Origin of the sequence: Streptomyces sp. AHU1 (assembly GCF_045343905.1) — a bacterium.
Lineage (GTDB): Bacteria > Actinomycetota > Actinomycetes > Streptomycetales > Streptomycetaceae > Streptomyces > Streptomyces triticiradicis.
This window is the reverse complement of the sequence record NZ_CP174283.1, coordinates 6,340,868-6,355,744: the sequence shown is the minus strand read 5'-3', so window position 1 is coordinate 6,355,744 and position 14,877 is coordinate 6,340,868. Positions and strand designations below refer to the sequence as shown.

General features: G+C 71.3%; 11 protein-coding genes. 1 reads left to right on the top strand and 10 read right to left on the bottom strand.

Going from position 1 to position 14,877, the window contains the following annotated elements:
- Window positions 1–62: 62 nt before the first annotated feature.
- From ACICHK_RS28380 to proS, 4 genes are all read right to left on the bottom strand, one after another.
- Window positions 63–302: an RNA-binding protein gene (locus ACICHK_RS28380; protein WP_003973401.1), complete on the bottom strand. Its 240-nt coding sequence runs from the start codon at window positions 300–302 to the stop codon at window positions 63–65.
- Between the two features lie 2 nt (window positions 303–304).
- Window positions 305–724, bottom strand: coding sequence for a 30S ribosomal protein S16 (gene rpsP, locus ACICHK_RS28375; RefSeq protein WP_103548578.1), 420 nt, complete (start codon window positions 722–724; stop codon window positions 305–307).
- 403 nt (window positions 725–1,127) lie between these two features.
- A complete protein-coding gene (locus tag ACICHK_RS28370) occupies window positions 1,128–1,724 on the bottom strand; it encodes a hypothetical protein (RefSeq protein WP_037625093.1) in 597 nt (198 codons plus the stop codon).
- Window positions 1,725–1,975: 251 nt separating this feature from the next.
- Window positions 1,976–3,391, bottom strand: a complete 1,416-nt coding sequence (proS, locus tag ACICHK_RS28365) for a proline--tRNA ligase (RefSeq protein ID WP_406839066.1) — start codon at window positions 3,389–3,391, stop codon at window positions 1,976–1,978.
- A gap of 199 nt (window positions 3,392–3,590) precedes the next feature.
- Between proS and ACICHK_RS28360 the strand changes: the two genes are divergently transcribed.
- On the top strand, window positions 3,591–4,448 hold the full coding sequence (locus ACICHK_RS28360; protein ID WP_406839065.1) for an SAM-dependent methyltransferase: 858 nt from the start codon (window positions 3,591–3,593) through the stop codon (window positions 4,446–4,448).
- A 229-nt stretch (window positions 4,449–4,677) separates the two neighbouring features.
- Here the strand turns inward: ACICHK_RS28360 and ftsH are convergent, their stop codons facing one another.
- From ftsH to ACICHK_RS28330, 6 genes are all read right to left on the bottom strand, one after another.
- A complete protein-coding gene (gene ftsH / locus ACICHK_RS28355) occupies window positions 4,678–6,612 on the bottom strand; it encodes an ATP-dependent zinc metalloprotease FtsH (protein WP_151472158.1) in 1,935 nt (644 codons plus the stop codon).
- A gap of 134 nt (window positions 6,613–6,746) precedes the next feature.
- The gene (gene ffh / locus ACICHK_RS28350; RefSeq protein ID WP_151472157.1) at window positions 6,747–8,300 is read right to left on the bottom strand and encodes a signal recognition particle protein; all 1,554 of its coding nucleotides are present in this window, start codon (window positions 8,298–8,300) and stop codon (window positions 6,747–6,749) included.
- A gap of 198 nt (window positions 8,301–8,498) precedes the next feature.
- Entirely contained in the window at window positions 8,499–10,958 is a 2,460-nt protein-coding gene (locus ACICHK_RS28345) for a [protein-PII] uridylyltransferase (protein ID WP_406839064.1), read from the bottom strand.
- Window positions 10,959–10,998: 40 nt separating this feature from the next.
- Window positions 10,999–11,337, bottom strand: coding sequence for a P-II family nitrogen regulator (locus tag ACICHK_RS28340; protein WP_037625082.1), 339 nt, complete (start codon window positions 11,335–11,337; stop codon window positions 10,999–11,001).
- Window positions 11,334–12,671, bottom strand: coding sequence for an ammonium transporter (locus ACICHK_RS28335; RefSeq protein ID WP_406839063.1), 1,338 nt, complete (start codon window positions 12,669–12,671; stop codon window positions 11,334–11,336). Before ACICHK_RS28335 ends, ACICHK_RS28340 begins: the two co-directional genes overlap by 4 nt.
- A gap of 435 nt (window positions 12,672–13,106) precedes the next feature.
- The gene (locus tag ACICHK_RS28330) at window positions 13,107–14,582 is read right to left on the bottom strand and encodes a hypothetical protein (protein WP_406839062.1); all 1,476 of its coding nucleotides are present in this window, start codon (window positions 14,580–14,582) and stop codon (window positions 13,107–13,109) included.
- Window positions 14,583–14,877: the final 295 nt, after the last annotated feature.

Here is a 14,877-nt window from a genome sequence, read left to right as displayed (position 1 = left end):
CGACTACGGGCCGGGGACGGCTCGTAAGCCCTCCCCGGCCCGAGCCGGTGCTGCCTGTTACGTCAGCGGACGTGGTCCACGTCGACGAGGTCGACGCGGACACCGCGGCCGCCGATGGCGCCCACGACGGTGCGCAGAGCGCGCGCGGTGCGGCCGTTGCGGCCGATCACCTTGCCGAGGTCGTCGGGGTGGACCCGAACCTCGAGAACGCGCCCGCGGCGCAGGTTGCGCGAGGCGACCTGCACATCGTCGGGGTTGTCGACGATGCCCTTCACGAGGTGCTCGAGAGCCTCCTCGAGCATGCTCAGGCCTCGGTCGACTCGGACTCGGCCGCAGCCTCGTCCTTCTTCTCAGCCTTCTTCTTCTGGGTGATGGCCTCACCCTTGCCCGTGTCCTCGCCGCCGAGGGCGTCGAAGGACGGGCGCGCGGCCTTCGGCTCGGCGACGAGCAGCGGAGCCGGGGCCGGCAGGCCCTTGAACTTCTGCCAGTCACCGGTCAGCTTCAGGATGGCGAGCACGGGCTCGGTCGGCTGCGCGCCGACACCCAGCCAGTACTGCGCACGGTCCGAGTCGACCTCGATGCGCGAGGGGTTCTGCACCGGGTGGTACAGACCGATCTCCTCGATGGCCCGGCCGTCACGGCGGGTACGGGAGTCGGCGACGACGATGCGGTAGTGAGGCGAACGGATCTTGCCCAGACGCTTCAGCTTGATCTTGACTGCCACGGAAGTGGTGTCTCCTGGTCTTGACGGGGTTGGGCACGCAGAGATGACCGCGTGGGGTTGCGGTACCCGAGTGCCCGATGGACGCGTCAGCCGGAGGAGAGAGGGGTCCTATGCGGCTGTCGAGTACAGCCAGCCATTCTGCCACATCCTGCGGTCCGCCCGGACCGGGGGCGCCCGAGCCCCCGACCGGACGAGCGCATGCCTGACGGGCACCCGGCGTTCCGGGTGCCCGTCGGGCACGGGGCGGCGCGGGCCGGCCTGCGGGACCTCGGCGAGGTGCCGCCCGCGCGCACTCGTGCCTCCTGAATTCCCCCACCTGCTCCAGGGCGGTGGGGGAGGCACGACTGCTCACGGGCCGCGCGAACTCGTCCGGCACCCACGAGACGCCGGTGGAGCGCGCACCTCAGCCGGCCGCCGCCCCGACCACCTCCGGGATCCGGAAGGGCTTGCCGCATCCTCCGCACACGATCGGCGCCTGCGCGAGGACGGACGGGACCACACGCACGTTGCGCCCGCAGTCGCAGACGGCCTTGACGCGGACACCTCCTCCGGAGGAGCCGTGGCGGGCGGCCGGGCCGCGGAACGAACGGGCGGTGTCCGCGGACGTGGCGGCCGTGTGGGCCTTCAGCGCGCGCTGGAGCCGCTCGATGGTCGGACGGTAGCGGCGCTTCGCCTCGGGATTGAGCGTGACCAGGGAGAAACCGCTGCTGGGATGCGGCTCCTCGGGGTGGTCGAGGCCCAGTTCCTCGGCGATCGCCAGGAATCTGCGGTTGTGATATCGGCCGGCGCGCGAGGTGTCGCGGACTCCTCGCGCGGCGGCGATGCCGTGGACCGCTTCGTGAAGCAGTCGTTCGAAGGAGAGCTCGTGTCCGCAGGCGGACGACGATTCCCCGATCAGGGACTCTGGCGCGGCAAGATCGGGCAGTTCGGGGTGGTGCCGCTGAATGTCGGCCCACGCGCCTGCCAGCTCTGCGGCGAGAACAGGTGGTGTCGTGCTCACGTAATGACAACGAGCGGGAGTGCCTCCGTGTTCCTATTACGGGGCATCCCAAATAATTTGCACGTACCCGTCAGTTGCCACTGATGTGAACCGACGAGGTCGGGTGCGCTGATCTGCGGAGAAGCCTCACAGCTCGTATCAAGGCGGTACGTAGTCACACGTACGCCCCGGCGCGTAGACGACATCCGCACGCCGGGGCACCTGGGGCCGGCGGATGCGCAAGAGGTGTTTCGGCCGCCCTGTTCGCGCGCTCAGTAGGCGCGGGCGACGACGGCGACGTTACCGGGTGCGTCGTCGGCGTCGGGCACCGACCCGTCCTCGGCGACCAGACATCGTACGGTCACCGCGTGCTCGGCGAGCCTGGCCTCGCCCTCTTCGCCGAGGTCGGCCCAGGGGATGCGCGCCCAGCCGCCGGCCGCGGCGGCCTCCACGGCCGCGTCGACGGTCGACACGTCCGACGTACGGGACTCGCGGCGCTCGCGGGACTGCCGCAGGAGCAGCGCCTGGTCCTCCTCCAGGACGGCGGGGAGCAGCGCCGCCAGCGCGTCGAGGGCCACCGGCTCCTTGCCCCCGGGGATGCGGCGGACCAGCATCGCCGTGCCGCTCTCCAGGTCACGGGGGCCGACCTCGACCCGTACGGGGACGCCCTTGAGCTCCCAGTCGACGGCGCGGCGCCCGAAGGGGGTGTCCGTGCGGTCGTCGACCTGGACCCGCACACCGGCCGCCGTCAGCCGGTCGCCGATCTCGTGGACCTTGGCCAGAACCGCCCCGTCCCCCTTGATCGCGAGGACGACGGCCTGTACCGGGGCGAGCCGGGGCGGGACCCGCAACCCGCTGTCATCGCCGTGCGACATGATCAGGCCACCCACCATGCGGGTCGAGGACCCCCAGGAGGTCTGCCAGACGAGCTCCCGCTTCCCCTCCCTGGACAGGTACCGGGTGTCGAACGCCCGCGCGAAGTTCTGCCCCAGCTCGTGGCTGGTGCCCAGCTGGAGCGCCTTGCCGTCGCCCATCATCCCTTCGAGGGTGAGGGTGTTGACCGCGCCCGCGAACCGCTCGCTCGCCGTCTTCCGGCCAAGGACGACATCGATGCCGAGGACGTTCACCATGAAGTCGGCGTACACCTCTTCGTGAATGTGCGCGGCGTAGTCCCGGGCGTCCTCGTAGGTGGCGTGCGCGGTGTGGCCCTCCTGCCAGAGGAATTCGGTCGTCCTCAGGAACACCCTCGGGCGCATCTCCCAACGGACCACGTTCGCCCACTGGTTGATCAGCAGCGGCAGATCGCGGTAGCTCTGCACCCACTTGGAGAAGTACTCGTTGACGATCGTCTCGGAGGTGGGGCGGACGACGACCGGCTCCTCCAGTTCCCTGCCTCCGCCGTGCGTGACGACGGCGAGTTCGGGGGCGAAGCCCTCGACGTGCTCCGCCTCCCGGGTCAGGTACGACCGCGGGATGAACAGCGGGAAGTACGCGTTCCGGGCACCCGCCTCCTTGATGCGGGCGTCCATCTCCTGCTGCATCCGCTCCCACAGCCCGTACCCGTACGGACGGATGACCATGGTGCCGCGCACCGGTCCGTTGTCGGCGAGCTCGGCCTTGTTGATCAGGTCCTGGTACCAGCGCGGGAAATCGTCCGCCCGGGGCGTGAGAACGGATGCCTTCGCCATGCGGGTGATGCTACGGGGCCACGTTGCCGGTATGTGAATTCTTGTGCCTTTCGCGTTCCGGGCGCAAACGGGTCCCCGCGACCCCTGGACGGCACGTCGAGGGCGGAGTTACCTGACATACGGGGGGAGTGCGGGCCTCGCGCGCGGGGGCGGAGGAAGGGGGCCCGGCGGCAACTCTCGGCGGATTGGGGCACTTTCTATGACACCTACGCCCGTGCGGCAGCACCTTCCTCATGCGGGCCGACCACCCCGCGCGGACCGGGGCGCACGCGCGCGTGACTGGGCCGAGATCCAGGAGCGGATGCTGGTGCCGCTCTACGAGGCCGTCTACGAGCGGCTCGAAGTGGGAGGCGGGACACGGCTGCTCGGGCTCGGCTGCGGATCCGGGCTCGCCCTGCTGATGGCGGCCTCCCGCGGCGCCGCGGTCACGGGTGTCGACCCCTCGTCGCCCGAACGGCTGGCCCTCGCGCGCGAACGCCTGCTGCCCCGGGAAGGGGTCACCGGCCCGCGCGCCGAGGCCCGGATCGTGGCCGGGTCCCCCCGGGACACGGTGGTCGCGGGAGGTCCCGCCTACACCCTGGTGACCGCGTTCGAGCCGATCGGGTGCGTGGCCGGCGACTCCGAGGGGCTGGGTTCGCTGCTCGCGCAGGCGGCACCGCTCGCCGGCCGGGGAGCACCCGTGGTGCTGGTCGGGTGGGGTCCGCCGGAGCGGTGCGCCACCTCGGCCGTGCTGCGGGTGGCGACCAAGCTGGCCGATCCCCTGCGCGGCGCGGCGAGCTGGCGTGCCGCCTGCCGGGACGACCTGGAGGAGGTCGCCCAGCGGGCCGGGCTGCGGCCGGACGGCTCGGGGCGGGTGGCCTGCCCGTTCGGCTACGCCGACGCGGACAGCGCCGTACGCGGGCTGCTCTCCACGGGGCTGTTCGACGCCGCGGTCGAGGCCACCGACCAGGACCAGGTCGACAAGGAGGTGGCCGAGGCGCTGCATCCCCATCTGCGGCGGGACGGGACCGTCTGGATGCCGAACGTGTTCCGGTACCTGATCGCCCGTACGCCCTGAGACCGGTGGGTGGGTCCGTACGCCCTGAGACCGGTGGGCGGGTCCGTACGCCCTGAGACCGGTGGGCGGGTCGGGGCCGTGCCGGTGCATCGGCCCGTCGCCGTCGGGTGAGGCGTGGCCGTCGGTGGCGACGGGCATCGACGTACCGGCACGGCCCCTTCCGCCCGATCCCGGCTGCGGGCGATCGGTGGCTCGGGTGCGGTCCCGGGGGCGATTCCGGACGAGGAGTTCACACCTCCTTGGCCATCCGGGTCACCCCGGCGATCCGGTACGCCTCGGCCTCCTCCAGCGTCTCGTTCGCGAGGAGCGCCTCCGCGAGGGCGTCCAGCTGCCCTCTGTGGTCACGGAGCTTCTGGCAGGCCTCCTCGTAGCACTCGTCGACGATGCGGCGCATCTCGTGGTCGATCGAGTCGAGGGTCGCCGGGGCGGCCGCGAGGCCGTAGGCCTGCTGGGCGTCGTTGGGCAGCGCGGACAGCCGGCCGACGCGTTCGCTCATGCCCCAGCGGGCCACCATGCCGCGGGCGAGGTTCGTGACCTGCTCCAGGTCGTTCTCCGAGCCCGTGGTGATGACGTCGTAGACGACGTGCTCGGCGGCCATGCCGCCGAGGGCGCCGATGATCCGGCCGCGCAGGTACGCCTCGGTGTACGCGTACCGGTCCGCGTCCGGCGTCGAGAGGGTGACGCCGAGGGCGCGGCCGCGCGGGACGATGGTGATCTTGCGGACCGGGTCGGCCCCGGGGCGCAGCATGCCGAGGAGGGCGTGGCCGCTCTCGTGGTACGCGGTGCGGCGGCGCTCCTCGTAGGGCATGACCAGGGAGCGTTCGGCGCCGAGCTGGACCTTCTCGAGCGCTTCGGAGAGGTCGCCCTGGGTCACCTCGGCCTGCTTGCGCTTGACGGCGAGGAGGGCCGCCTCGTTGGCGAGGTTGGCGAGGTCGGCACCCGTCATGCCCGGGGTCGTCCGGGCCACCTGGGTCAGGTCCACGTCGGGGGCGAGCGGGATCTCGCGGGTGTGGATCTCCAGGATCGCCTTCCGGCCGCCGCGGTCGGGGGGCGAGACGTTGACGACGCGGTCGAAGCGGCCGGGACGGGTGAGCGCCGGGTCCAGGATGTCCGCGCGGTTGGTGGCGGCGATGACGATGACGCCCTCCGAACCGGAGAAGCCGTCCATCTCGGTGAGGATCTGGTTGAGCGTCTGCTCGCGCTCGTCGTGGCCGCCCATGGCGGAGCCGCCCGACCGTGACCGTCCGATGGTGTCGATCTCGTCGATGAAGATGATGGACGGGGCCACCTTGCGGGCCTCGGCGAACAGTTCGCGCACGCGCGAGGCGCCGACGCCCACGATCATCTCGATGAACTCGGAGGCGGAGGCGGAGAAGAACGGGACGCCCGCCTCTCCCGCGACCGCCCGCGCGAGCAGGGTCTTCCCCGTGCCGGGCGGGCCCGCCAGCAGCACTCCGCGCGGCATCTTCGCGCCCATCCTGCGATAGGCGTCGGGGTTCTTGAGGAAGTCCACGACGTCGTCGACCTCGCCGGCCACCTCGTCGATGCCGGCCACGTCCGCGAACGTCGTGCGCTTGCCGCCGGGCACGAGTTCGACCGGCTTCGGCGGCGTCTTGCGGCCGAGCATGCCGCCCGCGCCGCCCATGCCGGAGCCCATCCGGCGGGCGATGAAGATCCACAGGACGACGAGCAGGATCATCGGGGCGAGCGAGATCAGCAGGTTGAACAGGAAGCTGCGCTCCTGGACCACCGGCGAGGCGGTCACCGTGACGTCGTGCTTCTGCAGGTTGTCCCAGAGCTTGTCGTCCGCGAAGACCGGGCGCTGGGTCTTGAACTTGGTGTACTTCCCGTCGCCGTCGGGCTTCTCCTGCGAGGTCTTGAGCTGTCCCTGGATCGCGTCGCCCTTGGCGTAGATCTTGGTGACGTTGCCGTCGTCGACCTGCCGGCTGAACTCCGTGTACGAGATCGTCGGCTCGTTGCCCTTGTTGTAGAAGGACAGCACCAGGTTGGCGATCAGGAACACGATGAGCGCGGCCAGCGCCAGGCTCCACCAGCCGCCGGGCAGCTTCCGTCGGCCGCCGGGCGGCGGTGTCGGCTCGGGCGGGGTGCCCTCGGTGCGCCAGGGCTGGTCCGGTGCCTTGCGGGGCGGCACGGGATTGCTCATAAAGGGACGTTACGACAGATGGCGGACAGCGGCACCCGCGGTCATGCCGCTGGGGGCGCCCCTCGTGGTGAGGAGCGCCCCCAGCGGGCGTCACGACGGCGCCCCCGTACAGGACGGGAGGCCGTTCCCGGGCGTCAGCCCATGAACTTCTTGAACTCGTCCGGCAGCTCGAAGTTGTCCTGGGCGTTCTGCTGCGGGAGGCCGAAGGCGTTGCCGCCCTGCGCGCCCGCCTCGCGGCGAGCGGCCTCCTCTTCCTCCTGCTGCCTGCGCTTCATCGGGTTGCCGGAGCGCTGCTTGCCCTTGGCCACCTTCGGCTTCTTCTTCGTGCGGCCGGGGCCGCCGCCCATGCCCGGCATCCCCGGCATGCCCGGCATCCCGCCGCCCTGGGCCATGCGGGACATCATCTTGCGGGCCTCGAAGAAGCGCTCGACCAGGCCCTTGACGGCGCTGACCTCGACGCCGGAGCCCTTGGCGATACGGGCGCGGCGCGAGCCGTTGATGATCGTCGGGTCCTGACGCTCGCCCGGGGTCATCGACTTGATGATCGCGCCGACGCGGTCGACGTCCCGCTCGTCCAGGTTGTTGATCTGGTCCTTGATCTGGCCCATGCCCGGGAGCATGCCGAGCAGCTTGCTGATGCTGCCCATCTTCCGGACCTGCTCCATCTGGGCCAGGAAGTCGTCCAGGGTGAAGTCCTGGCCCTTCTTGGACGCCAGCTTGGAGGCCATCTTCTCGGCCTCTTCCTGGCTGAACGTCTTCTCCGCCTGCTCGATCAGGGTGAGGAGGTCACCCATGTCGAGGATGCGGGAGGCCATCCGGTCCGGGTGGAAGGCGTCGAAGTCGTCGAGCTTCTCGCCGTTCGAGGCGAACATGATCGGCTTGCCGGTGATCTGCCGGATCGACAGGGCGGCGCCACCGCGGGCGTCACCGTCGAGCTTGGAGAGCACCACGCCGTCGAAGCCGACGCCGTCGCGGAAGGCCTCGGCCGTGTTGACCGCGTCCTGACCGATCATCGCGTCGACGACGAAGAGGATCTCGTCGGGGCTGACGGCGTCGCGGATGTCCGCGGCCTGCTGCATCAGCTCCTGGTCGATGCCGAGGCGGCCGGCGGTGTCCACGATCACGACGTCGTGGACCTTGGCCTTGGCGAACTCGATGGAGTCCTTGGCGACCTTGACCGGGTCGCCGACGCCGTTGCCCGGCTCGGGGGCGTAGACGGCGACGCCCGCGCGCTCGGCGACGACGCTGAGCTGGTTCACCGCGTTGGGACGCTGGAGGTCGGCGGCGACGAGGATCGGGGAGTGGCCCTGGTCCTTGAGCCACTTGCCGAGCTTTCCGGCGAGCGTGGTCTTGCCCGCGCCCTGGAGGCCCGCGAGCATGATCACGGTGGGCGGGTTCTTGGCGAACCGGAGTCGGCGGGTCTCACCGCCGAGGATCGTGACGAGCTCGTCGTTGACGATCTTCAGGACCTGCTGGGCGGGGTTGAGGGCCCGGGAGACCTCACTCCCCATCGCCCGCTCCTTGACGTTCTTGATGAACGTGCGGACGACGGGCAGGGCGACGTCGGCTTCGAGGAGCGCGATGCGGATCTCGCGGGCCGTGGCGTCGATGTCCGCCTCACTGAGGCGCCCCTTGCCGCGGAGGTTTTTGAACGTCGCGCTGAGGCGGTCGGAGAGGGTATCGAACACGGTGGCTTCGGTCCTCGGAGTCGGGGTCGTTTCGGGCTGCCCTCCAGGGTATCCGCCCCCGCAAGCGATTCGTCCCCGCACACCGCATTCGGCGAGCGGGAACGGGGTCCGCGTCCCCGCCGGACGGCCTTCGGACGACGGAACGGCTCCCCGGGTCGCGGAGATCACATCCGCTCGCCGGGGAGTCCCCACCACGGGTCACGCCCGCAGCGCCTCCTCCAGGGTCCGCGCCACCGAGGCCGCCTCCTCCCCCGGCAGGGGCTCCCCCTTCGTGCCCGTCACGTAGAAGGCGTCCACGGCGTTCGCGCCGAGCGTGGAGACGTGCATGCTCCGTACCCGCACCCGTGCCGTCTCCAGGGCCCGTCCGATGCGGTGCAGCAGGCCCGGGGCGTCGTGGGCGCGGACCTCGATGACCGTGGCCAGGCGGGAGGCCGCGGGCGCGACGGTCACCCGGGCCGGGGGCGCGACGACGCCCCGGCGGCGCGGGTAGGCGGCGTCGCGCTCGGCGAGGCGGGCGGCGATGTCGAGGGAACCGTCCAGGGCGCGTACGAGGTCGGCGCGCAGCCGGGCGGCCTGCGGCAGGGAGCCGTACTCGGCGGCGACGCGCCAGTTGAGCAGCAGGACCGAGCCCTCGACACCGTCGGGCAGGTCCAGGGCGCGCAGTTCGGCGGTGCGGACGGTCAGCCGGTGCACGGCGAGGACGCCGGCCACCGAGGGGAGCACGCCGGGCTGGTCGGGGACGGCGATGAGGAGTTCCACACCGAGCGGCTCCGGGTCCTCCGGGTCGGTGTCGGATCCGGCCTCGGTGTCGAGGGGTTCCGTCTGGGCCCGCAGGGCGAGGACGGGTCCGCCGGTGCGGAAGGCCTCGATGGCGAGGCGTTCCATCTCGGCGGTCGGCGCGGCGGCCTCGGGTTCCTCGGGTGCGTCCCCGGAGAGCACGGCCGAGACCCGTTTGACCAGGTCGGCCACGAGGGAGCCGCGCCAGGAGGACCAGGCGGCGGGCCCGGTGGCGAGCGCGTCCGCCTCGGTGAGCGCGTGCAGCAGTTCCAGGGTGCCCTGGGAGCCGACGGCCTCGGCGACCGAGCGGACGGTGGCCGGGTCCTCCAGGTCGCGCCGGGTCGCGGTGTCGACGAGCAGCAGATGGTGGCGTACGAGGGTGGCGAGCACCGCGACGTCCACGCGGTCGAAGCCGATGCGGGCGGCCACGTCACGGGCGATGATCTCGCCGGCCACGGAGTGGTCGCCGGGCCAGCCCTTGCCGATGTCGTGCAGCAGGGCGGCGACGAGGAGGAGGTCGGGGCGGCCGACGCGGCGGGTCAGTTCGGAGGCGCGGACGGCCGTCTCGATGAGGTGGCGGTCGACGGTCCAGATGTGGACGGCGTTGCGCTGCGGCCGGCAGCGCACCCGCTCCCAGTCGGGCAGCAGCCGGGTGATCAGCCCCTCCGCCTCCAGCGCCTCCCAGACCTCGATGGTCGGGCGGCCCGAGCCGAGGAGGGTGACGAGCTGTTCGCGGGCCTCGGCCGGCCAGGGCGTGGGAAGGGGACGCGCGGCGGCGGCCATGCGCCGTACGGCGTGCAGGGAGAGCGGGAGGTCCGCCTGCGCGGCGGCGGCAGCGGCGCGCAGCGGGAGCACGGGGTCGCGTTCAGGACGGGCGGCGCGGGCGAGCACGACCTCGCCGTCCTGTTCGACCACGCCCTCGGCGAGGGGGGAGCGTTCGGCGACGGGCCTGCCGCCGCCCAGCATGGCGCGCAGCCGCGGGCGTACGGCGCGCGAGCGCAGGACGCGTCCGACCTCGCGCCAGGTGACGTCACTGGCGTACGACACGACGCGCGCGGCCTCGTACACCTGGCGCAGCAGGGTGTCGGCGTCCAGCAGGCCGAGTCCGGCGGCGACCTGGTCCTGCTCCTGGAGGGCGAGGCGGTCGGTGGCGCGGCCGGTGGCGAGGTGCAGGGCGTCGCGGACGTCGAGGAGCCTGCGGCGGGCGTCGGCGAGGCCTTCGCGGGGCGCGTCGGCGAGCCAGGAGGCGGCGACGGCGCGCAGGGCGACGGCGTCGCGCAGTCCGCCGCGAGCCTCCTTCAGGTCGGGTTCGAGGAGGTACTGCAGTTCGCCCTGGCGTTCGGCGCGCTCGGCGCACAGTTCCTGGAGTTCGGGCAGCCGCTTGGGCGCCTGGTTGCGCCAGTCGGCGAGGACGGCGGTGCGCAGTCCGGCGGTGAGGCCGAGGTCGCCGGCGATGTGCCGGGCGTCGAGGAGGCCGAGCTGGACCTTGAGGTCCTCGGCGGCGGTCCTGCGGGCCTCGGCCGGGGTGCGGACCGAGTGGTCGAGGTCGAGACCCAGGTCCCACACCGGGTACCAGAGGCGGTCGGCGAGGGCGGCGACGGCGCCGGAGTCGGAGCCGTCGTGCAGGAGGAGCAGGTCGAGATCGCTGCGGGGGGAGAGCTCGCCGCGGCCGTAGCCGCCGACGGCGACGAGGGAGACCCCGCGCAGGCCCTGGGTCCCGGCGGTGAACAGGCCGGTCAGCCAGTCGTCCGTCAGTTCCGCGAGGGCCGTACGGCGCGGCGGCCCGGACCGCGCCCCCTCCTGGAGGAGGCGCAGCCGGGCCGCCGCGTAGCCGCTGGGTCCCGAGTCCTCTGCTTCCACTCGCGTGTCCGTGCTCGTCACCCAGCGACTCCTGTCTTTCCTGTTCGTACGGGCCGGCCCGTCAGAGCGCGTCGGGGCCGCGCTCGCCGGTACGGACCCGGACGGCCGTGTCGACCGGGACGGACCACACCTTGCCGTCACCGATCTTGCCGGTACGGGCCGCCTTCACGACGACGTCGACGAGCTGTTCGGCGTCGTCGTCCTCGACCAGGACCTCGATGCGGATCTTGGGTACGAGGTCGACCGTGTACTCGGCGCCGCGGTACACCTCGGTGTGTCCCCGCTGCCGACCGTAGCCGCTCGCCTCGGTGACCGTCAGTCCGTGGACCCCGAAGGCCTGCAGTGCCTCTTTGATCTCGTCGAGCCGGTGGGGCTTCACGACGGCGGTGATGAGCTTCATGCGTCCACCTTCTTGGCGTCCGTGTCGGCCGGGGCGGGCACGGCGGTCCGGGCGGCGCCGCCACCGGCGCCGCTGAAGTCGTATGCGGTCTCGGCGTGCTCGGCCTGGTCGATGCCGGTGATCTCCTCGTCCTCGGTGACCCGCATGCCGAGGGTCTTGTCGATGACGAAGGCGAGGATCGCGGAGACGACCAGGGAGTAGCCGAGGACGGCGAAGACACCGGCGCACTGCTTCCAGAACTGGGTCAGGCCGCCGCCGTAGAAGAGGCCCTCGACCGTCGACTGGCCGTGGCCGCTGGCGAAGAGGCCGATCAGCAGGGAGCCGATGACACCGCCGACGAGGTGGACGCCGACGACGTCGAGCGAGTCGTCGTAGTTGAGCTTGTACTTCAGGCCGACGGCCATGGCGCACAGGACACCGGCGATGGCGCCGACCGCGATGGCGCCGAGCGGGGAGACCGCGCCGCCGGACGGGGTGATGGCGACCAGACCGGCGACCGCGCCGGAGGCGGCGCCCAGCGTGGTGAACGCGCCGTGCCGGATCTTCTCGTAGAGGAGCCAGGCCAGCATGGCGGCCGCGGTGGCGATCTGGGTGTTGACGAACATCAGCGCGCCGACGCCGTCGTCGTTGCCGAGCCACGAGCCGGCGTTGAATCCGAACCAGCCGAACCACAGCAGACCGGAGCCGAGCATCACCAGCGGGAGGCTGTGCGGGCGCATCGGGTCCTTCTTGAAGCCGACGCGCTTGCCGATGACCAGGATCACGCCGAGCGCCGCGGCGCCCGCGTTGATGTGGACCGCCGTACCACCGGCGAAGTCGATCACGCCGAGCTCGAAGGCCCAGCCGCCGGCGCCCCAGACCCAGTGGGCGACCGGGAAGTAGACGAGCGTGGCCCACAGCGTGATGAACAGCGACCACGCCGTGAACTTCACCCGGTCGGCGAGGGCGCCGCTTATCAGGGCGGGCGTGATGATCGCGAACATCAGCTGGAAGACCATGAAGACGAACACCGGGATGGTGTAGCCGTCCCAGAGCTCGGTCAGGCCGATGTTGCTGAGGCCGACCCAGTCCGAGGTCCAGCCGATGAACGATCCCTTGTCCGTGCCGAAGGCGAGGGAGAAGCCGTACAGCACCCACAGGATGGTGACGATCCCCATGCTGATGAAGCTCATCATCAGCATGTTGAGCGTGCTCTTGACGCGGACCATGCCTCCGTAGAAGAAGGCGAGACCCGGGGTCATGATGAGGACCAGGGCGGAACAGATGAGCATGAACCCTGTGTTGGCGGCAGACAGCTTGGGTGCCTCTGCGGCAAGGGTGATGGCTGGTGCCATCGGCGTCTCCTCGTCGTTGGTACGGCCCCGTGCGGGCGAAGCCTGAGTGGGTCGTGAGGGGTGGGCCGGTTATGCGCCATGAGATTGACGCAGCGCCGTTTCCGTGGACGCCCCTCGATGTTTCGCACCAGTGACGAAGGCGCTCCGCGTGTTACGCGTTCATGAACTGCCTGATTGCGGTCGAAGCGATCGTTATCGTGACGCAATCTCCTGCCGGGCGCTCACGGCGTCCGGGGCGGGGCCGGTCCTGGCGCCGCGGGGACGTCCCCGCGGCGGCCGGTGGTCTCCGCGGGAGCGGCGCCGGCCGGGACCGCGCACAGCGGAACCGGCCACGGCCGGCCGTCCGATGACCTGGCATGGGGGAGCCGAGTCGGGCAGTTCGGGACGGCCGACCGTGGCCGGGGTACCGGGTGGGGCCGCTTCCGCGGCCGGGTGTCAGACCGCCTCGGCGGTCTCGGGCAGGTCGACGGCCAGCTGGTCGGTGAGGTCGATGACCTCGGCGAGGTCCCCGAAGTCACGGACCGCGGTGTCGACCGTCTTTCGGATACGAGTGTTGACGCGCTCGGAGCGCACCTTCTTGCCGACCCTCAGGGCCTCCTTGGCCAGGACCGCACCCTGCTCGGGCTCGCGCTGCAGGAGGTGCACGGTGGCCATGCCGATGAGGTTGAGCGCGTACGACCGCTGGTGCTCGGGGTCCTTGCCGAAACGGTCGACCGCCTCCCGCATCAGGGGTTCGGCCATGGAGGCGTACGTGGGGCTGCGCCCGGCGACGTAGGCCAGGTCGCGGTAGGAGTGCGAGTTCTCGCCGTACAGCTCGGCCTGGGAGAAGAAGCGGATCCAGTCGGGGTCCGGGTCGTCCCACTCGTGCACGTCGGCGAAGGTGTCCTCGGCCATGCGGACGGCCCGCTTGCACTTTCCGGGCTGGCCCATGTTGGCGTAGGCGCGGGCCTCCATCGCATACAGCATCGACTGGGTGCGCGGGCTCGCGCAGTCGCGGCTGCCGTACTGGGCGAGGTGGATCAGTTCCAGCGCGTCCTCGGGCCGCCCGAGGTGGATCATCTGACGGCTCATGCTGGAGAGGATGTACGAGCCGAGCGGTTTGTCGCCCGCCTCCTTCGAGGCGTGCAGGGCGAGCACGAAGTACTTCTGCGCGGTGGGCTGGAGGCCCACGTCGTAGCTCATCCAGCCCGCCAGTTCGGCCAGTTCGGCGGCGACCTTGAACAGGCGCCTGGCGGTGGCGGCGGGCTGCGGCTCCTGGAGGAGGTCCGTCACCTCGTGCAACTGGCCGACGACGGCCTTGCGGCGCAGTCCGCCGCCGCACTGGGCGTCCCACTGACGGAACATCACGGTGGTGGACTCCAGGAGGTCCAGCTCGGGCTGGGAGAGCTTGCCGCCGCGGCGCGTCGAGACCGGCGGTTCGGACGTCTCGTACGGCGCCGGGGGCGTGGGGACGAGCCAGCGCTGCATGGGTTCGATGAGGGCGGGGCCCGCGGAGAGCCCCAGCGAACTGCCGAGGAACCCGCGCCGCGCCAGCATCAGGTCGCTGCGCGAGTACTCGCTGATCAGCGCGACGGTCTGGGGGCCGGTCCACGGCAGGTCGATGCCGGACACGGAGGGTGCCTGGTGGGCCGCGCGCAGACCGAGGTCCTCCACGGCGACGACACAGCCGAACCGCTCGGAGAACAGCTCGGACAGGATCCGCGGGATCGGCTCGCGCGGGTTCTCCCCGTCCAGCCAGCGGCGCACCCGCGAGGTGTCCGTCGAGATGTGGTTGGCCCCCAGCTGGCGGGCCCTGCGGTTCACCTGGCGCGCCAGCTCGCCCTTCGACCAGCCGCTGCGCACGAACCACGAGCCGAGAAGCTCGTTGGGGCGCTTGTCAGCGTTCGTCCCGCCTCCGCCGTTGCCGCCCACTGGAACGCCCCCACTCCCCGAGAACACTTGTCGCCGCTCTGCGCCAAGCCCTATCAGAATGCCGGTAAATGCGGCCGCGTGTCCGGTAGTTCACACCCTTCGAACGGGAACCCGGCTTGCCCTTGGCATACTCACGAGTAAACAAAACCCCAGGACTCGTGCACACAAAGTAATCCGACGATCACGCGTCCAACCATGGCGATCCCTGAAACGCCACCATTCGCCACCCCTTCGAATGAACTCCAGTCGCCCCTCTCGCGATTCACTTGACACAGGACGACCACGGGTGGGCGGA